At 57.7% G+C, this 24670-nt stretch carries 16 protein-coding genes and 7 pseudogenes; 12 read left to right on the forward strand and 11 right to left on the reverse strand.

Annotated elements, in window-relative coordinates; genetic code table 11:
* The first annotated feature begins 432 nt into the window (after positions 1 to 432).
* Positions 433 to 609 carry a hypothetical protein gene (locus tag ACYQ47_RS19120; protein WP_459906454.1) on the forward strand — a complete coding sequence of 59 codons (177 nt, stop codon included), beginning with the start codon at positions 433 to 435 and terminating at the stop codon, positions 607 to 609.
* Positions 610 to 667: 58 nt separating this feature from the next.
* Here the strand turns inward: ACYQ47_RS19120 and ACYQ47_RS19125 are convergent, their stop codons facing one another.
* Complete coding sequence (locus tag ACYQ47_RS19125; protein ID WP_459906455.1) at positions 668 to 1744, reverse strand: methyl-accepting chemotaxis protein; 1077 nt, start codon at positions 1742 to 1744, stop codon at positions 668 to 670.
* Entirely contained in the window at positions 1692 to 2228 is a 537-nt protein-coding gene (locus tag ACYQ47_RS19130) for an MCP four helix bundle domain-containing protein (RefSeq protein WP_459906456.1), read from the reverse strand. Before ACYQ47_RS19130 ends, ACYQ47_RS19125 begins: the two co-directional genes overlap by 53 nt.
* A 321-nt stretch (positions 2229 to 2549) precedes the next feature.
* Here ACYQ47_RS19130 and ACYQ47_RS19135 point away from each other — a divergent pair, with 321 nt between their 5' ends.
* Complete coding sequence (locus tag ACYQ47_RS19135) at positions 2550 to 4112, forward strand: methyl-accepting chemotaxis protein (protein ID WP_459906457.1); 1563 nt, start codon at positions 2550 to 2552, stop codon at positions 4110 to 4112.
* Between the two features lie 194 nt (positions 4113 to 4306).
* On the opposite strand, the gene ACYQ47_RS19140 is transcribed toward ACYQ47_RS19135, so the two are convergent.
* From ACYQ47_RS19140 to ACYQ47_RS19150, 3 genes are all read right to left on the reverse strand, one after another.
* Positions 4307 to 5427 (reverse strand): IS3 family transposase gene (locus ACYQ47_RS19140; protein ID WP_310391523.1). Its coding sequence is split into 2 segments (ribosomal slippage): positions 4307 to 5169 and positions 5169 to 5427, totalling 1122 coding nucleotides; the frame shifts between segments, so codons are not numbered across the junction.
* 367 nt (positions 5428 to 5794) lie between these two features.
* Positions 5795 to 6082, reverse strand: coding sequence for a hypothetical protein (locus tag ACYQ47_RS19145; RefSeq protein WP_459906458.1), 288 nt, complete (start codon positions 6080 to 6082; stop codon positions 5795 to 5797).
* Positions 6083 to 6105: 23 nt separating this feature from the next.
* A complete protein-coding gene (locus ACYQ47_RS19150; RefSeq protein WP_244832080.1) occupies positions 6106 to 7065 on the reverse strand; it encodes a chemotaxis protein in 960 nt (319 codons plus the stop codon).
* A 340-nt stretch (positions 7066 to 7405) separates the two neighbouring features.
* On the opposite strand from ACYQ47_RS19150, the pseudogene istA (ACYQ47_RS19155) reads away from it, so the two are divergent.
* The 3 genes and pseudogenes from istA (ACYQ47_RS19155) to ACYQ47_RS19165 form a co-directional block, all read left to right on the forward strand.
* A pseudogene (istA, locus tag ACYQ47_RS19155) lies at positions 7406 to 8239 on the forward strand (IS21 family transposase); the annotation flags it as partial.
* Positions 8220 to 8675, forward strand: a pseudogene (locus ACYQ47_RS19160) (ATP-binding protein); the annotation flags it as partial. The pseudogenes istA (ACYQ47_RS19155) and ACYQ47_RS19160, both read left to right, overlap by 20 nt.
* Before the next feature lie 438 nt (positions 8676 to 9113).
* A protein-coding gene (locus ACYQ47_RS19165) for an IS3 family transposase (RefSeq protein ID WP_459906459.1) occupies positions 9114 to 10276 on the forward strand; the annotation gives its coding sequence in 2 pieces (ribosomal slippage) (positions 9114 to 9369 and positions 9369 to 10276; 1164 coding nt in all).
* Between the two features lie 951 nt (positions 10277 to 11227).
* On the opposite strand, the gene ACYQ47_RS19170 is transcribed toward ACYQ47_RS19165, so the two are convergent.
* The 3 genes from ACYQ47_RS19170 to ACYQ47_RS19180 all read right to left on the reverse strand — a co-directional run bounded on the left by ACYQ47_RS19170 (position 11228) and on the right by ACYQ47_RS19180 (position 15795).
* A complete protein-coding gene (locus ACYQ47_RS19170; RefSeq protein WP_459906522.1) occupies positions 11228 to 12322 on the reverse strand; it encodes a lactonase family protein in 1095 nt (364 codons plus the stop codon).
* A gap of 84 nt (positions 12323 to 12406) precedes the next feature.
* Positions 12407 to 13963, reverse strand: a complete 1557-nt coding sequence (locus ACYQ47_RS19175) for a methyl-accepting chemotaxis protein (RefSeq protein ID WP_459906460.1) — start codon at positions 13961 to 13963, stop codon at positions 12407 to 12409.
* A 209-nt stretch (positions 13964 to 14172) separates the two neighbouring features.
* The gene (locus tag ACYQ47_RS19180; protein ID WP_459906461.1) at positions 14173 to 15795 is read right to left on the reverse strand and encodes a putative bifunctional diguanylate cyclase/phosphodiesterase; all 1623 of its coding nucleotides are present in this window, start codon (positions 15793 to 15795) and stop codon (positions 14173 to 14175) included.
* 493 nt (positions 15796 to 16288) lie between these two features.
* Between ACYQ47_RS19180 and ACYQ47_RS19185 the strand changes: the two genes are divergently transcribed.
* Positions 16289 to 18622, forward strand: coding sequence for a PAS domain-containing hybrid sensor histidine kinase/response regulator (locus tag ACYQ47_RS19185; protein WP_459906462.1), 2334 nt, complete (start codon positions 16289 to 16291; stop codon positions 18620 to 18622).
* Between the two features lie 55 nt (positions 18623 to 18677).
* Here the strand turns inward: ACYQ47_RS19185 and ACYQ47_RS19190 are convergent.
* The 3 genes and pseudogenes from ACYQ47_RS19190 to ACYQ47_RS19200 form a co-directional block, all read right to left on the reverse strand.
* Positions 18678 to 18794 (reverse strand): annotated as a pseudogene (locus tag ACYQ47_RS19190) (transposase domain-containing protein); the annotation flags it as partial.
* 19 nt (positions 18795 to 18813) lie between these two features.
* Positions 18814 to 19128 (reverse strand): hypothetical protein, encoded by a 315-nt coding sequence (locus ACYQ47_RS19195; protein ID WP_459906463.1) that lies wholly within the window; start codon positions 19126 to 19128, stop codon positions 18814 to 18816.
* A 211-nt stretch (positions 19129 to 19339) separates the two neighbouring features.
* On the reverse strand, positions 19340 to 19831 hold the full coding sequence (locus ACYQ47_RS19200) for a hypothetical protein (RefSeq protein WP_459906464.1): 492 nt from the start codon (positions 19829 to 19831) through the stop codon (positions 19340 to 19342).
* An 85-nt stretch (positions 19832 to 19916) separates the two neighbouring features.
* Here ACYQ47_RS19200 and ACYQ47_RS19205 point away from each other — a divergent pair, with 85 nt between their 5' ends.
* The 6 genes and pseudogenes from ACYQ47_RS19205 to ACYQ47_RS19230 all read left to right on the forward strand — a co-directional run.
* A complete protein-coding gene (locus tag ACYQ47_RS19205) occupies positions 19917 to 20336 on the forward strand; it encodes a transposase (protein WP_459906465.1) in 420 nt (139 codons plus the stop codon).
* Positions 20324 to 20677, forward strand: coding sequence for an IS66 family insertion sequence element accessory protein TnpB (tnpB, locus tag ACYQ47_RS19210; protein ID WP_409014990.1), 354 nt, complete (start codon positions 20324 to 20326; stop codon positions 20675 to 20677). Before ACYQ47_RS19205 ends, tnpB begins: the two co-directional genes overlap by 13 nt.
* A gap of 30 nt (positions 20678 to 20707) precedes the next feature.
* Positions 20708 to 21625: pseudogene (tnpC, locus tag ACYQ47_RS19215) on the forward strand (IS66 family transposase); the annotation flags it as partial.
* A 224-nt stretch (positions 21626 to 21849) separates the two neighbouring features.
* Positions 21850 to 23375: pseudogene (gene istA, locus ACYQ47_RS19220) on the forward strand (IS21 family transposase).
* Between the two features lie 2 nt (positions 23376 to 23377).
* Positions 23378 to 24166: pseudogene (gene istB, locus ACYQ47_RS19225) on the forward strand (IS21-like element helper ATPase IstB).
* A gap of 126 nt (positions 24167 to 24292) precedes the next feature.
* Positions 24293 to 24652: pseudogene (locus ACYQ47_RS19230) on the forward strand (IS66 family transposase); the annotation flags it as partial.
* Between the last annotated feature and the right edge of the window lie 18 nt (positions 24653 to 24670).

Consider the following 24670-nt stretch of genomic DNA (forward strand, 5'->3'; position numbering starts at 1 on the left):
AGCGCTTCAAGCACTGATATCACGGAAAGCCTAATTCAGTGCATGACAACGCGACGAAAATTGACTAATTGCCTGAAGCAACCGGCGAGCGTTACCGACGGTCTGGGAGAAGCGATAAGTGCCGGATCCTGGACGAGTTCGTCTCATTGACGGGCTATCACCGCAAACATGCAATACGCATGCTGTTCCAAGAGTCCCTGCCACCTATGGGCAAGCCAGGTCCACAGCGTCGCTATAACGATGTCGTGCGCGCGGAACTCATCACGCTCTGGGAGGCGAGCGACCGGATATGCGGCGAGCGGCGAAAGGCGCTCATGCCGACACTGCTTGACTCGATGACACGGCACGGTCACTTGGTGCTACCAAACGAATTGCGCACGCAACTCGCAGAGATCAGCGCCGCTACGATGAATCGGTAGTAGCGAGATGTGCGTGAGAAAGCGTTTGGCGACCAGCGCCGACGTGCGGGGCGGAGTCGGCAATGCAATCCGCCGAGCAGTGCCGATCCGGACCTTCACTGACTGGAACGATCTGCTATCCGGTTTTCGCGAAGTCGATTTTGTCGAGCATTGCGGTGACACCAAGATCGACGGTGACTTCCTACACTGAGCGAATGGCGGAAGTCTACCGAAGAGGTCTACGATGCAAATCGGCGCGCCAAAACAGTTTAGGCCTCGGCGATGGAAAAGAAAGCGACCGCGGCGGTAAGCTGTATCCCTTGATCATGAAGCGCCTGAGCGGCGGCCGCCGCCTCCTCAACCAGAGCGGCGTTTTGCTGGGTGACCTGATCCATTTGCGCGATGGCCTGATTCACTTGTTCGATGCCGCGACTTTGTTCACCTGACGCCGCAGCAATTTCCTGCATGATGTCAGTCACTTTGGTCACAGCAGCGGTCGCCTCAGCCATCGTTTGCCCCGCATCGCTTGCAAGGAGCGCTCCGTCCTGGACTTTTTGGACCGAGTTTTCGATCAAGGTCTTAATGTCCTTGGCGGCGCTCGACGAGCGTTGCGCGAGTGTTCGGACCTCGCTGGCGACGACCGCAAAGCCGCGCCCTTGTTCGCCGGCACGCGCTGCTTCTACCGCCGCATTCAACGCCAGGATATTCGTCTGGAAAGCGATGCCCTCAATGATTGCGGTGATGTTGGCGATCTCGGTTGAGCTGTCGCTGATGCCGTTCATCGTTTCAACCACGCGGCCAACCACTGCGTTTCCTCGTCGAGCGATGTCGAAAGCGTTGCCCGCGAGCGATGCCGCATGTGAGGCGCTTTCGGAGTTGCTTTTAACGGCCGAGTTAAGTTGTTCCATGCTGGCAGCGGTTTGTTCCAGCGATGCAGCCTGCTCCTCGGTGCGTTGGCTGAGGTCAGTGTTGCCGGTGGCAATCTCCCTTGCAGCGCATTCGACAGCGGTGCTGCTTTCCCGTACTTGACCGATTGTTGCGGTCAATCGATCATTCATCTGTTGGAGCGCCCGCAACAGCGACGCCGTCTCGTCGCGACCTGAAACATGCAAGGTCGTTCGTAAGTCGCCTTGCGCGACCGCGTTGGCAGTCTGAACCGCGCGCTTAAGAGGCTCGACAATCGAGCGGGTGATGGCCGCTGCTGCACCGATCGCCAGCAGAATGGCGGCGAGACAAACGCCGAGCTGGATATTGCGGGTCAAGACATACTGCTGATCATAATCGGCTGCGATCTCAGCTTCTTTTTGTCGCGTGAGCGCCGCATACTCGTCGGTGGCATGGGTCATGCTTGGCAAGCAAGGGGCGGCACTCTGCGTTCATTTTCGCAATCGCCGCGTCCCGACGACCTGCATTCTCAAGTTCCAGGATCGCAGTAGCGACAGGGGCATAAGCCTGCTCAATCTCATCAATACGGCCAACGAGTGCGCGGGCCTGATCCGATGCATCGGGTCTCGCAACCAGCCGCTTGAGTTCCGTCAGATGTGCCTGAACGTCGGAATGGGCCGCGACGACATCCGTCTTCTCCAATGCAAGATCAGACGCGGTGGTGACCAACACAACATTGCGCGCGGCGATGGCGCGTCGATCGACCGCCGCGCGTAGTCGTGCGGCAACGTTTGCGCGCGCACTAACACCTTCCAAATAAGACTCGAATGCTTGTCGTGACTGATTGAGCGCGTAAATGGAGTTGATCGAAATACAGATCACTATGACAGTCAGAACCGAGAACGCACACGCCAGCCTACTTTTGACATTTAGATTGTGGAGCATTTTTCTCTCAGCGAAATGAATTAATCCAGGTGGTCACTGCCACTTTCTCGCAATACGGCCCGCGGCCGTATCCGAATATGCTTAACGACCGATCCCCTCTGAAGCTGATACTGAAAACTAGAGATTTGCATTAGTTGAGTGTTTTGATGACAGTATTTATTTCCGACAGCATGTCCCTTTGCGTGCAGTAGACAGATGCCGTCACGGAGGCGATGCATTGGCTCAAGAAACCTGTGTTTCTCGCCGTTAAGCTTAAAGGTATCGGAGGGTGCGTTCGTGCTGAATGACCCTTGTTTCCCACTCATGCATTTCGGAAAACAGATGAAAAAAGGAACTTGGACAATCAAGGCAAAACTGGCCGCGTCATTCGGAACTCTGAGCCTGATCGTTCTTATGATCGCTGGTATGGCCCTGAGCTCGCTTAACGATGCGAACGCGCGATTCGAGAAATTTATCAACGGCATCAATGCTCGCGCGGAAATGGCCACGGCCATCCGCGCCGCAGTCGATGACCGCGCAGAGGCAGTACGCAATCTAGCGCTTGTCACGACACCTGCGGACATTGAGCTTGAGCACCAGGCTGTTCTGAAGGCAGAGCAGACAATCGAGGTTCGTCTCGTCGAATTCAATCGGATGGTTGCTGCCGCTACAGACATGCCTGCGCAAGCTCACGAGCTCGCCACTGAAATTCCTCGCATCGAAGGGCTCTACCGGCCCGTCGCCCTTGAGATTGTCCGACTTGCCATGGACGGTCAACGTGACGCCGCCATTGCTGCTATCAACAACAAGTGTCGTCCGCTCTTGGCAGATTTGAAACGCGCGACCAACGCCTACACCGACGCAACCCATGCGCGCGCGGTAGAGATGGTCAATGAGGCACAGGTTCGATTCGAGCATCAGCGCAATCTGCTGATAGCACTATCAGTTGCAACCTTGTCGATCGCAATCTTTGCAGGTGCGATCATCACCTTCAGTATCTTGCGCGCGCTGGGCGCTGAACCTGGCGTGCTGGCGAACATCGCGCAACGGGTTGCGAAGGGAAATCTACGCGCGATCGATGGTGCCCATAAATCAGCCGATGGAAGCGTGCTGTCGTCCATGCATACCATGCAGGGTAGTCTCGTCAAGATGATTGGTGAGGTCCGGTCAGCGGCGGACAACATCGCTTCCGGTTCAACTGAGATTGCCACGGGTAACTTTGATTTATCGTCCCGAACCGAACAGCAAGCATCGGCGCTTCAGCAAACTGCGTCCAGCATGGATGAACTGACCTCGACGGTAAAGCAGAATTCCGAGAACGCGCAGCAGGCTAGCTCGCTTGCCGCTCACGCTTCAGAAATAGCTCATAAGGGCAATCAGGCCGTCGATCAGGTGATTCAGACGATGAGCGCAATCAGTTCAAGCTCGTCGCAGATTTCTGCTATCACCAGCATCATCGAAGGTATTGCATTTCAGACCAACATTCTGGCACTTAATGCGGCCGTTGAAGCGGCTCGTGCAGGTGAGCAGGGCCGTGGTTTTGCAGTCGTAGCAGGTGAAGTGCGAACGCTCGCACAGCGTTCTTCAACCGCCGCAAAGGAGATCAAGGATCTCATTACCATGTCCGTTGCTCAAATCGCTGATGGCGCAGACCATGCGAACGACGCCGGCACGACTATGACCGAACTCACGCACGCCGTGAGACGCGTCACCGATATCATGGGGGAGATCGCCAGTGCTTCGTCTGAACAGAGTAAGGGAATTGAACAAGTCAACCTGGCTATTACGCAGATGGACGTCGTAACGCAACAGAACGCGGCGCTGGTCGAAGAAGCAGCCGCTGCTGCGCAGTCGCTGGATGGGCAGGGTCGAAAGCTCACGGATGCCGTATCGTTTTTTCATTAAGAGGAGTCATGGCGGAAAGTAAGTGCTGCCTGCTAAAGGTGTTATCCATGGTGTTACGACTGGCGTCACTTCCTACAAAGCTACACTTGTCTCGCACTCGCGGACGTGACGTTAGCCGCCAACAACTTTTTAAGATTGGCGAGCTGATTGTGTACGAGCAGTATGCTTTCAGCGGGGGTGACCTGCCCGTTTTTCTAAGACCACTGCGTTCTAGCAATAACGGCTTGGGTTGAATTGGTTTCTAAGCGCTGGCGATACGCCAGCGGCGTGTCGTAGTTCAAGCTCGAATGCGGTCGAACCTCGTTGTAATGCCGTCGCCAGTCGTCAATCACGATCTTGGCTTCAATCCGATTGCGAAACCATTCCATAGCAAGACATTCGTCACGGAATTTACCGTTGAAGCTTTCGTTCGTGCCGTTCTGCCATGGCTTGCCGGGATCGATTAACGCCGATTCGATCTTCTCCGATACCACCCACTTGAGCAACGCTGCGCTGACGAATTCGGGGCCGTTGTCGCTTCGCATATAGCGTGGCGCGCCGTGAACGCTGATTAGCTTGCTCAGCACCTCAATGACTCTGGCCGATCGGATCGAGCCAGACACATCTATGGCCAAACATTCACGCGTGTACTCGTCGACGACCGTCAGACACTTCAGTTGCTGGCCGTTGGCACACGCGTCAAAGACGAAATCGTAACTCCATACGGCGTTGCGAGCGCTCGGAGCAAGCGGTCGAGGACGCGAACCGGCAACGCGGCGTCGGCGTCGTTTGCGAGGCACTTGAAGACCGGCTTGCGCCCACAACCGGCTGCACCGCTCCTTGCCGATGACGATCCCTTCGCGGCCCAGCATGATGCGGATGCGCCGCGAGCCGAAGCGGGGATAATCACCCGAGAGGCGTCGCATCATCTCCACGATCGGGCCGTTCTTGCCCGGCATGAGGCTGATGTAACCGAGATTGGCGCGACTGACGTGAATCAGCGCACACGCACGTCGTTGGCTCAGCCCGCGCGAAATGGCATAGCGGGCTTGCTCGCGGCGTGCCTGTGCGCTTACCATTTTTTTGCGGAAATCTCCCTCATGACCTCGATTTCCAGGTCACGCTCCGCCACGAGCTTCTTCAGTCGGTTGTTCTCGAGCTCTAACGCCTTCAATCGCTTGACGTCGTCACTGACCATTTCGCCAAATCGCTTGCGCCACGCGTAAATCGACGCGTCGCTGACACCGTGTCGCTTTGCCACCTCGGCAATCGGCGCACTGTCCGCCTCCCGCAAGATCCGAACAATCTGCTCATCGCTGTATCGACTCTTCTTCATGACGCGCTCCGTATGGATGCGCCGTTATCCTAGATCAATTCGGTCTCAAGTTACCGGGGCAGGTCAGGGGCGCGTCTCGGAGACGTAAATGGAACTTGATGCGCTCCCTGAGCTCTTACGGCCAAGAATGACGAATCGCATTTTTAGCCAGGCGTCTTGAGGCGTTCTTGCAGCGGAGTGCAGCGACTTAAGCTTTGAGCCGGATATGACGCGCTAGGTAACTGCGACAAACGCGCCTCACGCTGCGCATTAAGCGCGGAGTGCTGGCGCAGTAGATGAGTGGGGTCCGACCGCTCACCCCGCAATGTAGAAGTCCTAACACGCGGTTGCGGCGAAATTCCGAGGTCTCAGCCCACGCGGGCTGCATTCAATTGTGCTTCAAACACCAACCTTTGGATCGTGACCCATCGATCGATTGATCAAAGCCACTTTCAAACACCCATTTCCACGTCGGGGGCGATGGTGGTTCCTGTGGCGCCGCGTCAAGCCAATCGACGAATTCAATTATTTGGTCAGCATCGGCAAAGAAGCGCAAGCTTCCGATCACGACGTTATACAACGGAATGGATTGATCGACGACGAACAAGGTGAGCTTGCGAGCGCCGCCGACTTGCCAAACAGCACTCGCGCCGAGTCTAGTTGGAAACGGTCGCATGGGTCAGTTGCCAGACATGCCGTTCACGCTGCAACCTTGGACATTGCCTGGCGCATGACGGCAGCGAGTTCTGCCGCAACGAACTTCGACACATAAGCGTTGGCGCCAACCTTTCTAACGTGCTGCTCGTTCGCCGAGCCCGACAGCGACGAGTGGATGACAACAGGGATCATCTGCAGTCCAGCAGCAGCTTTGATCTTGCGGGTAAGCGTGAACCCGTCCATCTCCGGCATTTCGAGATCCGTCAGTACCAACGCGATGTCGTCCGTGACTTTCTTGCCTTCCTTAACTGCTTTCTCGCCTGCTTTCTCCAGCAGATCCCACGCCTCTTGTCCGGTCTTTGCCATGATGAAGGGTACCCCCATCGACTTCAAACTTTCTTCGATAAGGGCTCGCGCGACACCGGAATCATCCGCGGCCAGCACCCGCGCACCAGGCGGCAGAGTAAGGCGGCCCGTATTCTGTTCGTTGATTTCTGGTTCACTGGCAGGCAGGGCATCGCGCAGAATTTGCTCAACGTCGAGCACCTGCGCGAGTCTACCGCCAGCGTGTGCGTCAAGGCGGGCTATGCTGGTCACGGTTTTGCCGCTCGAATGTCCTTCGGCCGAGAGGACGCGGTTCCACTCCAGGCGAACAATATCGTCGACCTCCTCCACAGCGAAGCCTTGGGTCGTGCGAGCGAACTCCGTCACCAGCAGGATGCGATTTCCTTCGCGCGGGGTACATCCGGTGACTCTCGCAAGGTCGATGACGGGGATGATTTCGCCGCGAACATCCGCGACGCCAAGGATCTTGTCAGACGACCCTGCCAGTTCGGTGAGCTTGGGCATTGCGACGATTTCTCGAACTTTGAAGACATTGATTCCGTAGAGTTCGCGGGCACCTGTACCGCGCGTAGCACCAAGGCGAAACAGCAACAACTCAAACATGTTGCTACCTGCCAGGCGCACCCGCTGTTCAATATCGTGTTGATCGTTGTTCATGTTTTTTACCGTCCGGTTTGGCTTGTCGATCCCTTAGATATCGGCACATGAAAACGTTTCTAGAGGGCGGGTTTCGCTTTGAAGCTTCAGCATCGCAGGGAGAAGTAACCTTATCTGGATAGCAAAGATCGCGAAAGATTGATAACGATACCTGCTCAGGAACAGTTTGAGTCGTCAGCTAGCAGGGGAAACGCCTTCCATAGTCAACCAATACTTTTTCAGCCGTCGCTGGCCGATCCTTTTTCCGTGTCGATGTCATCGGCACCTGTAAATTGATACACCGTCGGCACTGAGGAATTAATACACCTCGACGAAGGTATAATGGCCGCTTTGAGCGGCGATGATCTCGTACGAGGGATACATGCAGATCAGGATATTGCACAGGCAGGGCAAGAGCCTGCGTGCCATTGCTTGTGAGGTTGGCTGCTCGGTCAACACGGTAAGGAAGTATCTGGCGGCGCAGGACGCGCCGAAGTTTCGGCCCGCGGCGACTCCGCGCGAGTCGATACTGAAACCGTTCGAAGCCTACCTCCGGGAACGGATCGCGGCAGCGGCACCGGACTGGATTCCAGCGACAGTTCTGTGGCGCGAGATTCAGTCGAAGGGATTCGATGGCGGCGAGAGAATCGTGCGCAAGTTCGTTGCCACATTGCGACCTGTACCGGCGCCCGATCCTTTGGTGCGATTCGAGACTGCTGCGGGCGATCAGATGCAGGTCGACTGGGTCGAGTTCCGCAGACGCAAAGAAGCGAATCTGTTCGCATTCGTGGCCACTCTCGGCTATAGCCGCGCGACCTACGTCGAATTCGTTTCCGACATGCGGCTCGATACCTTGCTGAGATGTCACGTCAACTGCTTTAACTGGTTCGGCGGTGTGCCGCGTCGTGCGCTCTACGACAATATGAAGACCGTTGTCATCGAGCGGGATGCATACGGTCCGAAGCAGCATCGCTTTCAGCCGGGGTTTCTCGACTTCGCCCGGCACTACGGGTTTAAGCCCGAGCTATGTCAGCCTTATCGCGCGAAGACCAAAGGCAAGGTCGAACGGATGAACGGATATTTGCGCCGCAGTTTTTACGTGCCGCTGGCCGCTCAGTTCAAGGCAGCCAACGTCGAACTCGACGTGACGACCTCCAACACTGAAGTCTGGCGCTGGCTACGCAGCAACGCAAGCAGGGATCAAGGTGCGCTTCATCACCGCAGCGGACCTGCTGATGATACTGACCACGGCACATCGACAGAATCAGCTGGGAGACGCGCTAAAACGATTCATCAACCCGTACAGGCTGTTGATCATCGATGAGATCGGATACCTGCCGATGAGCCGTGAGCAGGCCAACCTGTTCTTCCAGGTGATCGCCAAACGATACGAGCGTGGCAGTCTGATCGTAACCAGCAACCTTCCGTTCGGGCAGTGGGACCAGACGTTCGCCGATGACGCAACGCTCACTGCTGCCATGCTCGACCGGCTATTACATCACGCTCACGTCGTGGCAATCCAAGGCGAGAGCTATCGACTACGCGACAAGCGACGCGCCGGACTGGTTATGAAGAGATCGACTACGACAAAGGAGAACGCCGCCAACGGAATGCGGTCGGCACGGCAATAACACTACAACCCGGTGTATCAAATCTGAAGTGCCGATGCCGACAGAAACTGTATCAATTCCTGAGTGCCGTTGACATCGCCACGCTGTTATTTAAGAAGTGCCCCTTGTTATCAAAATACCAAAGCGTAGTTTTTATAATTTTGGAAGGGGGCTTATGGATGCCGCTGACTTTACGTAGCGGAGGTTGCGTGAAGATGTAACGTAGATAGCGGAGGGCGCTGCGAAGTGATCAAAGCAAAAAAAGGGCGCACCGAAGCGCGCCCTAACCGAGGGTTGGACCTGAGAGTGCCCAACCAGTGTTTGTTTAACGACGCGATTCTGTCAAACTTTAGGACTGGGAGCGGAACGCCCGACATCTTATACGCACAGCATCTTGTAGTGGTCTAATGAATCCGGACGCTGATTTAGGCGAGAATGGTCGCCATGAAGAGGTGTCTGATGAGCAAGCAACGACGTACGTTTTCCCCGGAGTTCAAACAGCAAGCCGCCGGTCTAGTGCTCGACCAGGGCTATAGCCATATGGAAGCAAGCCGCTCGGTCGGCGTCGGCGAGACGGTGCTGCGCCGCTGGGTGCAGCAACTTCAGGTGGAAGGCCAGGGCGTCACGCCACAGGGCAAGGCAATCACGCCGGATCAACAGCGTATTCAGGAACTCGAGGCACGTATCGAACGCCTCGAGCGTGAGAAGGCCATTTTAAAAAAGGCTACCGCGCTCTTGATGTCGGAAGGCATCGAACGTACGAAGTAATTGATCAGATTGGCGCAAGCGAATCGGTCGAACTGATCTGCGCGGTATTCGACGTATCGCGGTCTTGCCTGTATGCCCACCGAGGGCGAGCCCGACGCGTTGATGCCGAGCGCATGGCACTGCGTAGCCGAGTACATGAGCTGTTCATCGAGAGTCGAAGTTCTGCTGGCAGTCGCAGCATCATGGGCATGATGCGTGAGGAAGGTACGGCGATTGGCCGCTTCAAGGTCAGCCGCTTGATGGAAGAGCTCGGGTTGATCTGCAAGCAGCCGGGGCGCCATATCTACAAGCAAGCCACGGTCGAGCGGATCGATATCCCGAACCATCTCAATCGCGAATTCGAGGTTGGTACGCCGAATCAGGTCTGGTGTGGTGACATCACGTATGTCTGGGCGCAGGGCCGTTGGCATTATCTGGCCGTAGTACTCGACCTGTTCACGCGTCGGGTTGTTGGCTGGTCGTTCTCGACACGCCCTGATGCCGATCTGGTCGCACAGGCGTTGGAGATGGCCTATGAGCAGCGTGGTCGACCGCAAGGCTTGCTGTTTCACTCGGATCAAGGCGGCCAATATGCAAGCCGGAAATTCCGTCAGCGCCTCTGGCGCTATCGGATACAGCAGAGCATGAGCCGTCGAGGAAATTGTTGGGATAACTCCCCGATGGAAAGGCTGTTCCGCAGCTTCAAGACGGAATGGCTGCCGTCAGTGGGATACATGTCGGCGCAGGAAGCGCACCGGGATATCAGCCACTATCTGATGCACCGGTACAACTGGAAACGACCGCATCAGTTCAACGACGGACTGGCACCAGCTGTTGCGGAAGAAAAACTTAACGCAGTGTCCGGGATTAGTTGACCACTACATCACGAAGTGGTTCAAATAAAACGGACGGGAAAGCTGCTTGGTATAGCGGGTTTGAACGCTATTAGCGGACTTAACACACCTCAACATTTCCGTTGATGAGCATGCGGCTTTCTAGTTGATCGTCGCCATGGCCCTTTCAACGCCATGCGCGCAACCGACAAAACGTAAAGCGAAAGCCATCTGGACATGAAGGGGCGGCGTCGCATGTGCTCGGCAAGGGTGGAGTCCGACCGAACACGTCGGCGATCACGGCATCGTCAAGAAGCAATGTGTTCAGTACGAAAGCTGGGCGTCGACACATGGCACACAGGATGCCCCGTGCCAGGTGACGGGCGCAGTATCGTGAAGAAAGCAGCAAGTAGAAATACACAGACTTCTCGACGGCGGATCTGGAATCGCTCGTCCGTTCCATCGAGCTTACGTGCTTAACAGTGCGAAATTTGCGCTTCTAGCGAGAACTGCAGCAGGTAGGATGGGTAAAATGACACGGCTATATGCGCAAACCTCTGCCAAACCGCCCGTCGGAAAGCATAATCGAGGAATGACGTATGGCTTTGGGCCTTTCCAAAATCGCAGATCGGGTAAGCATTCGATATGTTCGCGACTAATTTAGGAAATCGAATGCCTTTTACATTGGACCTACATCATGTCCGATCCGACCATTCCCGACACTCAGCCTCTTACTCCGGACGCTCCAGACTCAAACGACCCACCAGAGGTGACTGATATTGGTCAACCCGAACGTGAGTCCGACCTACAGGGTTCATCTGTTGGATGGAACGGCGGCAGATCAGCTCTGTGACCCCTAGCTGCGCCGTCGAGGCCGCGCAAGTTAGAAGGGCGGAAATGGGTCGCTGGTCAAGAGGGCTACACAATTTTACCAATGACATCGCTCGCCTCGCCCAAGCCAAGACGTGAATCGTGACGACGTCGCAATTCATATTACTCCACGTTCGAACCGTTGAACCTGACGATTTCGACCCAATTCGCGCCCTTGCCAACCGGATACTGTCCAATTGCAGTCAGCTTGCCGGTCTTGGCGTCGATTTGGTAAGCGCTTAGCTTAGGCGACAGTTGCCCGACAGCCAGCAAGTACTTGCCGGACGGATCGATGTTAAACCCTCGCGGTTGCTTCTCGGTCGAAAACGTGCCAATACGCGTCAGCTTGCCGGTCGCCTTGTTGACCTTATACGCCGCCAGCGTGCTCGACGTCCGCTCCGATGCATACAGGAAGCGGCCATCGGGTGTCAAGTGCAGATCGGCGCCCCATGGATTGCCGCCGGAGAAGTCGGGCGGCAAGATCGAGACGGTCTGAATCGGTTTCACCACATCGTGCTTGTTCTCGAACGACAGCACGTGCAAATTGCCATCGAGCTCGTCGATCAGATAAGTGAAGCGCTGATCCGGCGAGAAGACGAAGTGACGCGGGCCCGACTTCGGAGGTAAGGAATAAGCCGGCGCCACGTCCTGGGTCAGTTGACCGTTCGAGGCGTCGAATCCGAAGCGCAGCCAGGCATCCGAGCCGAGCACCGACGCGAACACCGCGCGGTTGTCTGGCGCATTGCGGATGGCGTGTGCCATCGGACCGGTCTTGATCGTCTGCTGCACGTCGCCCACCACGCCGTTTGCACCGATCCGGTTCACCGCTACCATATTTCCGCCGTACGATGCGGAGAACAGATAGCGGCCGCTTGCATCGGTCGATACATAGGCCATGCTCTCGGCCAGCGGTGCCCTGCCCAATTCAATAAGCTTGCCGTCAAGGGGATTGAGCGCGAAGCTTACTGCGCTATAGGGCGTCGAACGCAGTCCGGCGTAAAGACGCAAATGATCGGGCGAGAGCGCCATCGGCATGACGGTCCCGCCCACCGCAACGGTCTCGACCGCAGTCACCGCACCGCTAGCCTCGTCGAGGCTGAAGACGGATATGTCCTTGCTATCCGCGTTCGAAACGTACGCATATGTCGCGGCCTGCGCAGTGCTGGCGGCCATGCCGGCCGCGAGAAGAACTGCGATTGCGCCGACGATCTTCGTCATCTTCATCTACTACTCCAATTGAAAACGGGTTTGTTTTTGCGCACGCGGTAGCCCGCGCGTCGAGGCGCACTAATTCCGCATTGTTCAGTGCGCGGCGAGTCTGAACACCGAAACGGCATCCGTCATCGATTGCGCCTGTTGTTCGAGCGAGCTCGCAGCCGCAGCGGCTTCTTCAACGAGCGCGGCGTTCTGCTGGGTCACCTGGTCCATTTGCGAAACCGCTTCACCGACTTCCTCGATGCCGGTGCTCTGCTCGATCGTCGCCGACCGGATTTGATCCATCAGCGCGGCAACATCGCGCACCACGCCGACTATCTGCTTCATTGACTGCCCAGCCTGCGCGACGAGATCGTTGCCGTGCTCGACGTCGGCCACGGACGTAGTGATGAGCGCCTTGATGTCGCGGGCGGCGCCCGCGCTGCGTAGCGCTAGGCTGCGCACCTCGCTTGCTACCACCGCGAAGCCTCGGCCCTGTTCGCCAGCGCGCGCGGATTCGACCGCCGCATTTAACGCAAGAATGTTGGTCTGGAACGCGATGCTGTCGATCATGCCAATAATATCGGCGATCTTGCGTGAGCTACCGCTGATCGCGGTCATGGTATGGATCGCGCGCTCGACGACTTCGCCCCCGCTTTCAGCAACCCGCGCCGCGCTTGATGCCTGAGCGCTGGCTAGCTGCGCGTTATCGGCGTTCTGCTTCACCGTCGACGTCAATTGCTCCATACTTGCCGCTGTTTCCTGAAGCGCCGCCGCCTGCTGTTCGGTACGGCTCGACAGATCGAGATTGCCCGCGGCAATTTCGCGCGCACCGCCGTAGATGGCTTCGCAATTGGTGCGGACATTCTCCACTGTTTGCGTCAAGCCGCGCTGCATGCGGTGCATTGCCGCCAACAATTGGCCAATTTCGTTGGCGCTCGCCTCGGGAATAGGCACGGTCAAATCGTTGGCCGCGATGCGGTCGAGCAGGTTTGCCGCGTCGGCCAGCGGCTTCGTGACGATGCGTTGAAGTGCGAAGTGCGATGCGACGATTAACGCGAGTGCAGCAGACACGCCGAGCGCCACGAGGGCGATCACCCACTTATATTCTCGATCAACCTGCGCGACGGCATCGTTGGACAGCATGTTCGCGCTGGCCTGAAACTTCTCGACATTGGTTGAATACGCCGCGCCCGAAGAGGTGATGTCGCGATCGTTGATCGTTGCATAGGCGTTAGTGTCGCCTGCGAGCAGTGCATCGGAGGCCTGTTGTAATAGCGCCGCGAGCTTGTTTGACGACCCGAGCAACTGTTGCTTTAGCGCATCGTCCTGCCCCTCGACGGACGCGGCGTTGCGGAACGCCTCGGTTTCGTCGGCAGCGCGCTTAATGGTCGTCGCGGCGGCGCTCACCGCCGAATCGCGCGTTGCGCCATCATTGCGCTCTTTTAGTGCCGAATAGGCTCGCGTCAACGCGGACCGTGTGCGGGTTGAGTTCTTATAAGCGTCGTTGACGACCGTCACCTGCGACGCAATTTCATTAATTCGGTTCAGACTCGCATTTGCCCGGCTGAGCGTTACGACTCCCAAAATCCCACCGAATAGGACCATCGCTCCGAAAACCACGGAGACGGCTAGCAAGCTGCTTCGAACCGATAGGTGGCGCATGGCCAATATGCCTCAATGTTGTACGATGACACGGATAACGGCTGTTTTGGCGTCGGCTTTAATCTGAGCACCTAGCGAGATCCAACCTTCCTATGGATTCGAATGCTCATGGACAACCAACCTCCGCCTGATACCTATTGATCATCGATGCGCCAATCGGCGCGGATTTCTTGTCGACGGCAGCTTTTCCGTGAAGGCGCGCGGGAACATTACGTCACGCTATGAAGCGTCTTATCGGACGGCCGTGCAATCGCTCGGAACCCAAGCGTATTAAGCGGCGTACGCGCCAATACGCGGTCTACTTCCATCCCGGACATAGGTTTGCCAAAAAGATACCCTTGACCAAAGTCGCACCCCCCGATGCTGAGCATCTTTGCCACTTCGTCTGTTTCGACGCCCTCCGCCGTTGTCAGCATCTTCAGGCCTTTGCTTAACGCCAGCACGGCAGAGATCACTTTATCGCGTCCTAGAACCGGGTCATTCATAAATGATCGGTCGATTTTGATTTTGTCGATCGCAAGCTGGGTTAGATGGTAAATCCCAGAGTAACCTGTTCCGAAATCGTCGAGCGATACACTGATGCCTCTTGCTCGTAAAGCATGCAACGCTCGGCGTGCGGCGGGCAGATTGCCAACCAGAGCCTGCTCGGTCACCTCGACCTCCAGGCGACTGAAGGGAAAGTTCGCTTGCTCAAGGATGCTGCAAAGGCGTTCGGGAAGCGTGCTGTCTTCTAGCATGCCGACGGTCACATTTAGCGCCAGAGTCATTTCTCCAGGCCACGTCAGGGCGTGAGCGATCGCCAACTTTAATAACGAAAAGCTCATTTCAGGCATCAAGCCCAATCGTTCAACGATGGGGATAAAAGTATCTGGCATTTGAAGTCCACGATCGTGGTGTCGCCAACGCGCTAGGATTTCAAACCCGACGAGTCGCTGGTCTGGCAAACTCACGACCGGTTGGAAGTAAGGCTCGATCTCCTCTTTTGCGACGGCATACGCTAGCTCTTCTTCAAATTGGGCCGCTGCTTTTTGTTCCTGGTCATAACGCGGTTCGTGGAAGTGGTAGCTGTCTTTCCCCATTTTTTTTGCGCGGTACATCGCGTGGTCGGCGCATTTCAGGAGGGCTTCGGAGGTGGCGGCGTCAAACGGGCTCATTCCGATCCCGATGGTTGCGCTGATCGACACATTGCCTGAAATCGCGGAAAGGGGGGCCCCAATCTTCTGCAGTAAGCTCTCCGATATCAGCGCAAGCGTTTCTCTGCTGCCTTCGGGGATGAACATCGCGAACTCGTCTCCCCCGAGCCGGGCAACCGTAGCCGAGCGATTGCTCCCAAACTCGGCAAGCCTCACCGCAATTTCGCAAAGCACCTTGTCACCAGTTGCGTGACCGTAAGTGTCATTGATTGGTTTGAACTTATCCAAGTCAATGATCAGGACCGCAGTTTTTTCATGCGGAATTGCAAGCCGTTGGTCCAAGGTTTCGATAAAAACACGACGGTTATATAGACCCGTCAATGAATCATGCCGCGCAAGGGAGTCGCTTTTATTTTGCTCCGCCCGCAACGCAGCGAACGCTTTACGCTGGATGGCGAGTAACCGCGCTATGCGCACGCCAGGTAATATCAGAGCGAGAGCTGAAAACCCGGTCGAGGTCAAGATAAAGCGCCACCGCTCTGCGGCTTCGAAATTAGCTTCGTAAGAAAGACCCAGTAAGGCCGTCGTCCAGCCTTCGGGTTTCAGTTCCCAGAGACCGGAGAGTACGAAGACCGTCAGAAGCGTTGCTAAGACGAATCTGGCGGCCTGTGCGGAGGAATGGGGCGTGAATCGATGCATGCTATCAATTGCTTGGGGGATAGACCAGCTAACGACACTTATCACCGTAAATTTAGGCCCAGAACAGTTGCGTCGCGAAGCGCGCGTCAATCGAAGTGAGTCGCAGGGCTGGGAGGAAAGCATTTGCATAGCGTGCCTCAATCTAAGACTAACCCCCGGATTGGTGCGTGTGGAATCGCTACTGCAGCACTGGTTTGGCGACGACGCGGCGTTGATCGAAAAGGTCACGAAGATTTGTTCTGCCTCAAAGCGTTATTCGGGCAGGCACCAACAACCACATCGGACTAGTTCTTTTAGCGTACTGGCCAGAAACATCTGATGTCCTCAGGCCGTCGCTTTCAAGCATTCATACTCTTCAGCTGAAGAGCGCATGCATCTTGTTTAGTTAGAAGAAATCGTCAGACGTGCGATATCATCGGGCGGTTTAACTGGTCAGTGCTCGAGTCAGATCTCACGAGCATTTTCTTAAGCGCCTAGTTAGCTGGGGTACGCGATGGCAGCAAGTCTCGACGAATTGGTTGTTTCGCTTGCCCGCTGCAGATCCAACGAGGCGTTGCTTGAACGGGCCTTGGCGAGCTCACGCATCGGTGCATGGCTTTGGGACCTCGAACACAACACGGCGACTCTTACGCGCGTCGCTGCCGAGATCTACGGCTATTCTGAAGATACCGGTGAGGTCCCGCTGAACGAACTGTGGGACCGAGTTGCCCCTGAGAAGCGCAATCAGTTCACAGAAGCGGTATCAGATGCGTTGCGTCAGGACGCGCCGTTCGAGCTTACGTTTCCATTCGTTATCGCGAATGGCGAGCGACGTCTGTTTCAACTCAAGGGCGAAAGCGAAGTCGACGCAACGCAGTCGCGTATTACTCGAGTCTTCGGCGTGACTTATGACGTGACGGAGCTTTACCGGCTACAGGCGCAACTGCTTGCGAGCGAGCGTAGGCATCGTGCGTTGACAGAACTCAGTAGCGAACTTGCCTGGGCGACTGATGCTTCGGGCCATCAAATTCTCATGGGCGCGGAAGAGTGGGCACGATTCACGGGTTTCGCCACGCGCCAACGAATCGATGCAGGATGGTTCGACGCCGTGCATCCGGACGACCGCGAACGCGTCCGTCGTCAATGGCGTGGCGTCGTTAAGGATCGGCTCTGCAGCACGTTAGCGTTTCGCTTGATGCAGCGCGAGCAAGGCTATCGTTCGATGACGGCGCGCATCGTGCCTATCCTCGACGATACAGACGAGCTCGTCGAATGGTTCTGCGTGACCGCGGACCGGACGCAGGAAGAGGAGGGGATTGCAGCGATCAAGGATCGCGATCTCCGGCTGTTCGTTGCAATGCGGGGTGCGCGCACGACAACCGGCCACGTTGATCTGAGCAACTGGTGCGTCTACTGGGACGATGATCAAACGTCGTTGAACGACGCAGATGGCACAACGGGCCTACCCTATTCAAGCGTCTTGACCCGAGTGCATCCAGAAGACCGAGGGCTCGTTGACGCTGCGTTGCAGACGGCGGCTCGCGGCGAGACGTTCGACTACCCAATCGAATTTCGAACGGTTGCTGATGGCGGCGCGCAGTGGGTGCAAGGCTGTATTGTCTTACAGCGCGATAGCGAAGGACACCCGCATCGCCTCGTCGGCAGTGTGGTCGATATCAACGAACGTAAGCAACTTGAACTGACGCTGCGTGATTCCGATCGCCGCAAGGACGAGTTTCTTGCGATGCTAGCGCATGAGCTGCGAAATCCATTGGCGCCGATGAGAACCGCGATCACATTGTTAGAACGTCCGGAGCAGTCTGAGCAGCGCGCCTCGGACCTTGTAGGCATGATTCATCGTCAGATCGACAGCATGGCGCGTCTGGTCGACGATCTGTTGGACGTCTCACGCATCACGCATGGGCAAATTAAGCTTCAGCGTACTCCAATGCTGGTTGGCTCGGCAGTCTACGCGGCACTCGAAACGGTTGCGTCGATGACGACGAGCCGTCGACAGAACGTTTCGGTCCAACTGCCGTTAACGCCCGTCTGGGTCTGCGGCGATGCCACGCGGCTCTCGCAAGTGCTCGTGAACGTACTGAATAATGCGAGTAAGTACACGCAAGAAGAAGGGAGCATTCGAATCGCAGTGGCCGCATTGAGCGACACGGCCACCATTACGATTTCCGATAACGGCAGCGGCATCTCGCCGACCCTGCTTCCTCACATATTCGACTTGTTCTCCCAAGGCGAACGGACACTCGATCGGTCCGAAGGCGGCCTCGGGATCGGCTTGTCGCTCGTGAAGCGGTTGGTACAACTTCATGATGGAGCCATATCGTTGACGAGCCCTGGACCGGGCTTGGGTACGACCGTCACGATCAATTTGCCGCTGATTCATCCGGATAACGCCCAGCCGGTGGAAGATTCTTTCATGCCCGACTTAGGAGCCCCTGGGTCCGGTGCGGCACGCGTACTGATTGTCGACGACAATCATGATGCAGCCGATTCGTTGGGAATGTTGTGCGAGGTCGAGGGGCACACTGCGACCGTCGTGTACGAATCGAGAGCTGCCATCGACGCGGTCGAAACTCAGCACTTTGATGTGGTACTCCTTGATATAGGTCTGCCGGAGATCGACGGATACGAACTCGCCAGACGAATCAGGGACAAGGGATCAGCGAAGCCGGTGCTGATTGCGGTTACCGGTTATGGACAAGCGGAGGACCACCTGCGTACCCAGGCGGCTGGATTCGATCATCATCTCGTGAAGCCGGTAGATGTTCAGCGCCTGCTAGATCTTCTCGATCGTGAACGCAATAGCGCTTTAAACGGAAACGAGCATTAGACGGCGTCCTTTGCGCATTGCCATGCGACATGCGTCAGGCCATGGTTGGGTTCAGTCACCAGGGCAGCAAAGCCTCGTAGTCGTCGGCGGTGTGCGCGTGCGGTAGACCTTTGAACAACGCGATGAGGTATTGGTACGGCTCAATGCTGTTGGCTTTGCAGGTCTCCGAAAGGATAGCGCAAGCAAGAACGTCAGTCGCCGCGATCCACGGCAAACGGGCCAATCGCGCGCTTTGCGAGCTCGACGGACCGCATCGCGCGCTCGAACGATGGAAACTTTTGCGCGATGGAAACGCCTACGTCGGCGAGACGCTTCTCGATTTTCGCGGCGTCTTCGCCGCGTCCGCCCTCCACGTGAACCGAGAAGGAGCCGTCGTTGTTGGAGAAGACTCGAATCGAAAATCCGCGATGCGACTCCCGGTATTCGATGGAGGACGCCGGCTCGGGTCCATCGGGGCGTCGCGCCTCCTTCGGCGCGGCGGCGTCCGCCGCGTCGTCGGCGTTCATGGACAAGGCGCGCTTGGCGCGCTGGGCCGCAGCCCGCCAGATTGTCGGGAAACACATTTTCTTTTCGTTTTCTTTTTGGGTTTTTGAATGTTTTCGACACCAAACTGCCCTCGGCGCTCAATGAGTTTCGCGTCGCAAGCCAGCCAGAGCAGTGCGCAATCGCACACCGAGCGCCGACTAGAGCCATCGCTCAAATAAGCCGTCGGGCGTTTCAGGCAAGGCGGAGCGCGAGCTGAAGATGCGGGCGGCCGGGCCGACAACACGTTGACGACAGCGATGGCAGAGATGGCCGCGCCTTTTCCCACAAAAGCGAGCGGACATGAAAGAAGAAAGCGTTGATTTGCGGGCGATGCTCGCGGAGCTTCGCGACGCTAGAAAGTTGGCCGAGCGAGCGGGCGCGAGCCTGCGCGAAGAAGAGCGAGAAATCGAAGCGCTTCGGGCGGCGTCTCTGGCCGCCCTTCGGAACGCAAATCGACGAGGCGGGCACGGCGCGCAGGGCGCTCTGCGCCTTGAGGAAGCGTTCAACCGCATTTTGTCCACGCCATGCCTTTCGGTGGCCGCAGGCCTGCGAGATTGCGCGCGAGCAGCGCAAGAGCTTGCGCCCGTCATCGAGCAAGCGGAGGCGAATCGCTCCGGAGCGGAGGAGGGGAAAGCCGCGCGCCACTTGCGCGATTTCGCCAAGAGTTTCGCGGCGATGCTTCAACGTAAGCGACTCGGCACGGCCGTTTCACAGTACTGAATTTCTCGATGCATGATGGGCGCGTTCAGATTGACGGAGACAGTCAGCTATGTCGAACGCAGCGGGCCGTACGCATCCCCGTCGCACGTATGCGCAAGAATTCAAGCAGCAGGTGATCGGGGAGACATTGGAACCCGGCATGTCGGTGTCGATTTTCGCGCGACGGCACGACATCGACGCCAATGTGGTGTTCGGATGGCGCAAGCAATACCGTGAAGGTAAGCTGGCCGTCCCTGCACTCGAAGCCGCGCCGAGCGTGCCCAGCATGAATCTGCTGAGCGTCGAGGTGATCGACTCGGCATTGGTACTGCAGCCGCCGGAGCCTGCAATGGCGTCGCAAGCGCCGAGCGGCGTACCGATGCCGACGCCCGTGTGCGAAATCGAGGTGGAGATTGGCAAACGGCGTGTGAGGATTCGCGGCCTGTCTGCCGAGCGCGCTGAAGCGTTCCTGCAGGAATGCCTGAAGTGATCGCGCTGCCGGCAGGTACGCGCGTTTGGCTCGTGGCCGGCGTGACCGATATGCGCTGCGGCTTCCAGGGGCTGGCCGCGAAAGTGCAGACAGCGCTCGAAGAGAATCCGCTGGGTGGCAACGTATTCATCTTCCGCGGCCGCCGCGGCGATCTCGTGAAGCTGCTTTGGGCGACCGACGATGGCCTCTGGCTGCTCGCAAAACGATTGGAGCGAGGCCGGTTTATCTGGCCCCAGGCCGACGGTGGAAAGATCCATCTGACGAGCGCACAGCTGTCGATGCTCCTCGAAGGCATCGACTGGCGACACCCGCAACGCACCGCTGCTCTGTTGATGTTGTAAACCAGATCGAAGGCTCGTAAACTGCGACGCATGTCCAGAGATGCGCCGCTTCCCACCACCGTCGCTGAGCTCCAGGCTTTGGTGCTCGAGCAGCAGGCGTCGATCGAGAACATGGTGCGGAAGATCGCCGCACGGGACGACGAAATCGAACGCCTGAAGGCGCAGATCGACAAGCTCAGACGGATGTACTTCGGGAGCAAGTCCGAGAAACTGGCCCGGCAGATCGATAAACTCGAGGCGCAGCTGGAAGACCTGACGGCCGGTCAGGGCGCGGCCGAGACGCGAGGACACCGAGACAAGACGTCGACAGCGCCGCCCGGTCGAGCGCCCACGCGAGAGCCGCTGCCGCCGCACTTGCCACGCGATGAAATCGAACTCACGCCGAATCCGGCTTGCCCCAAGTGTGCGACAACGATGCAGCGACTCGGCGAGGATGTCTCCGAACAGCTCGCGCGCGTGGCGGCTGCGTTCAAAGTGATCCGCACGATCCGTCACAAGCTGTGCTGTCCTGACTGCGGTCACATCGAACAGCCCGCGATGCCCAGCCTGCCGATCGAGCACAGCATCGCGCATCCGAGCCTGCTGGCCGACATTGCGGTATCGAAGTTCGCCGATCACCAACCGCTGTATCGCCAATCGGAGATTGCGGCACGCGACGGCGTGACGCTGGATCGCGCCAGCATGGGCCGCTGGATCGGGCAGATCGCCGAGCTCTGCGGGCCGCTTGTTGAAGCAATCCAGCGCTACGTGCTGGTCGCCGGCGAAGTACACGTCGACGACACACCGGTTGCGGTGCTCGCGCCAGGCAACGGAAAGACGGTGACCGGTCGCTTCTGGGTCTACGTGCGTGACGATCACCGCTCGGGCTCGACTGAGCCGGCTGCAGTATGGTTCGACTTCTCGTCGAATCGCAAAGGCGTACATCCCCAGATCCGGCTCGCCGCATTCCGCAGGATGTGAACTTTCGCCGTTAAGGAGCCAAACCGTTTTCGGCATAAAGGCGCCAGGGACTTTTCGGCGTTTAGGCGCCGCAAGTCTTTCGGCATATAGGCGCCAGTAGATTTTCGCCATAAAGGCGCCACGGGCGTCTGAGTCGGGCGCTCGAACTTCGCCAACCGCTACCCTCCCGGCACGCATTTGCTCCGGAGGGTGGCTTGAAGAGGAAGTTCGAGATGTACCAATATCGACAGGTTCTGGTGCGAATGCGCCAGGGTGACTCCGACCGGGATATCGACCGGTCGAAGATCATGGGCCGTAAGAAGCTCGCGGCCGTGCGGGAGATCGCAACCGAGCGCGGGTGGCTTTCTCCGGACAACGCTCTGCCGGATGACGCGCAGCTTGCTACAGCGTTCAGCCGCAAGGAGTTCCTGCCCACGAGCTGTATCTCGTCGGCCGAACCGTGGCGCGAACAGATTGCCCAGTGGCATGACGCGGCGTCCCCGGCACGACGATTCACAGTGCGCTGGTGCGCAATCACGGCTACGCGGGAAGTTACTCATCCGTCTACAGGCTGTTGCAGCAATTGAAGGCGGAGTTCACGCCGGACGTACCGATGCGGCTGGAGTTCAAACCTGCAGAAGCCGCGCAGGTTGATTTCGGCGCAGGTCCGACCATCACCGATGCGCACACCGGCGAGATCCACAAGACGTGGTTCTTCGTGATGACCTTGTGCTGGTCGCGGCATCAATACGTCGAGTTTGTCCGCGACCAGAGCGTCGACACATGGTTGCTATGTCATCGTCACGCCTTCGAATGGTTCAATGGCGTAGTGGGACGCGTGACCATCGATAACCCCGAGTGCGCCATCGTCAAGGCTTGTATCTACGAACCCGAAGTCCAGCGGGCCTATGCGCAATGCGCCGAAGGGTATTCGTTCAAGATCGATCCGTGTCCGCCGAGGGACCCGGCTAAAAAAGGAATTGTCGAATCGGGCGTTAAATACGTGAAGTCGAGCTTCCTTCCTCTTCGCGAATTTCGTGATCTCGACGACGCCAACCGGCAAGCGCAAGCTTGGGTGATGCAAGAGGCCAGCACCCGGACGCATGGCACGACGCGCGAGGTGCCGCTCAAGCGTTTCGAAGATGTCGAACAGGCGCTGTTGAGGCCGCTTCCCGATGTGCCACCCGAGCTGGCAACCTGGGCGCGCGTGAAGGTCCATCGCGACGCCCATGTGCAATTCGAGCGCGCCTACTATTCCGTGCCGTTCCGGCTTGCCGGTAAAGATCTATGGCTCAAGGCAACCGCCACCATGGTGCAGCTCTACTACGAGCACGAACTGTCGGCATCGCATGTCCGCCAGACTGCGCCAGGAACGCGTATCCGTGTGGCCGATCACATGCCGCCAGCAGCACAGGCCTGGCAACTGCACGACACCCAATGGTGCCTGAGAGAAGCGCAGCGTATCGGGCCGTCGTGCTACGCGCTTGTTCACGCGCTCTTCGGCGATCAGGTTCTCATCAAGCTGCGCGCTGTACAGGGCGTGCTGCGCTTCGCTCAGCAGTTCGGCGCGTCCCGCCTGGAGGCGGCCTGCCGTCGGGCGAATCACTTCGGCACGCCAAGCTACAAAGCCGTCAAGCTGATCCTGCAGAAAGGCCTTGATCAGACGTGGCTGTCGACTGAGCCCATTGAATCGGGCGCGAGTACCTACACCCACGGCGGCCGCTTCTGCCGCGATACCCAGACTCTCCTGATCCATTGAACATGAATCCAATTCCCGAACTCACATTTTCCCTTAAGCAATTGCGACTGTCTGGCATCCTCGACACGCTCGAAGCACGCAACCGTGAAGCCATCGACCGCAAGCTTGCCTATACCGATTTCTTGACGTTGCTCATTCAGGACGAGATCGCACGGCGCGATCATCGAAAGCTCGACGCCCGCATGCGCCGCGCGAACTTCCGTGGCCAGAAGACACTGGAAGGTTTCGACTTCGACCGGCTCCCCAATCTTAATCGCGCCGTCGTCCATGATCTCGCGACCTGCCGCTTCATCGATGAGAAGGTCAGCGTGCTGATCGCCGGTCCGTGCGGAACGGGCAAAAGCCATCTGGCGCAGGCGCTGGGCCATGCGGCCGCCCGGCAAGGTCACGATGTCCTGTTCATGACCCAGACCCGGCTTCTCAGCACGCTACGCAACGCGCAAGCCGTGGGTTCCTACGAACGGCGCTTCTAGGCGCTTGCCAAGGTGCCGCTGCTCATCATTGACGACTTTGGGCTGAAACCCATGCGCACGCCCGAAGACGAAGACTTCCACGATCTGATCGCCGAGAGGTACGAGCATACATCGACTGTCTTAACGAGTAATTTGGATTTTACGGAATGGGGCGACGCATTCGCGACCAACAAAATGCTCGGCGCCGCAACGCTCGATCGCCTGCGACATGCGGCATACCGCGTCGTGCTCGACGGTGAAAGCTATCGCGCCCCTCGTCCGATGCCCGAGAGCAATAAATCAGCACTTGCGAAAGGAGGTAAAAACAAGGATTCTTGATCCCCGTTCGAGCCCCGAAACAGGCGCCTTTCTCTGGCGCCATTACGCCGAAAACACCCGGCTCCTTTACGGCGAAAGGCAACACTCACGAAGTTCGAAGCGACGATCAGGACGAAACTCGCGACGCTGTCGACGAAGTCCGCGCTCGCCAAAGCAATCAACTACTCGCTGAACCACTGGGCGGCGCTCGTATTCTACTGCGAGGACGGTCAAGTCGAGATCAGCAACGTGCTTGCCGAGAACGCGCTGCGCTGTGTCGCGCTCGGACGCAAAAACTATCTGCTCGTCGGCTCCGACAGCGGGGGCGAGCGGGCCGCCGCGATGTATAGCTTGATCGGGTCGGCAAAGCTAAATGGGATCAACCCGCGCGCCTAACTCGAATACGTCCTGACCCACATCGCTGATCACAAGATCTCACGCATCGACGAATTGCTGCCCTGGAACGTGGCCGACAAACTGAAGCCGGCCACTCCGCCTACACCTTAACCGGATAGATCTGGAAGA

It is taken from the genome of Caballeronia sp. HLA56 (assembly GCF_054655155.1).

Coding starts and splice junctions, on each gene's coding strand:
- ACYQ47_RS19125 (WP_459906455.1), bottom strand. CDS start 1,744: ATGACCCATGCCACCGACGAGTATGCGGCGCTCACGCGACAAAAAGAA.
- ACYQ47_RS19130 (WP_459906456.1), bottom strand. CDS start 2,228: ATGCTCCACAATCTAAATGTCAAAAGTAGGCTGGCGTGTGCGTTCTCG.
- ACYQ47_RS19135 (WP_459906457.1), top strand. CDS start 2,550: ATGAAAAAAGGAACTTGGACAATCAAGGCAAAACTGGCCGCGTCATTC.
- ACYQ47_RS19145 (WP_459906458.1), bottom strand. CDS start 6,082: ATGCGACCGTTTCCAACTAGACTCGGCGCGAGTGCTGTTTGGCAAGTC.
- ACYQ47_RS19150 (WP_244832080.1), bottom strand. CDS start 7,065: ATGAACAACGATCAACACGATATTGAACAGCGGGTGCGCCTGGCAGGT.
- ACYQ47_RS19170 (WP_459906522.1), bottom strand. CDS start 12,322: ATGACGAAGATCGTCGGCGCAATCGCAGTTCTTCTCGCGGCCGGCATG.
- ACYQ47_RS19175 (WP_459906460.1), bottom strand. CDS start 13,963: ATGCGCCACCTATCGGTTCGAAGCAGCTTGCTAGCCGTCTCCGTGGTT.
- ACYQ47_RS19180 (WP_459906461.1), bottom strand. CDS start 15,795: ATGCATCGATTCACGCCCCATTCCTCCGCACAGGCCGCCAGATTCGTC.
- ACYQ47_RS19185 (WP_459906462.1), top strand. CDS start 16,289: ATGGCAGCAAGTCTCGACGAATTGGTTGTTTCGCTTGCCCGCTGCAGA.
- ACYQ47_RS19195 (WP_459906463.1), bottom strand. CDS start 19,128: ATGAACGCCGACGACGCGGCGGACGCCGCCGCGCCGAAGGAGGCGCGA.
- ACYQ47_RS19205 (WP_459906465.1), top strand. CDS start 19,917: ATGTCGAACGCAGCGGGCCGTACGCATCCCCGTCGCACGTATGCGCAA.
- tnpB (WP_409014990.1), top strand. CDS start 20,324: ATGCCTGAAGTGATCGCGCTGCCGGCAGGTACGCGCGTTTGGCTCGTG.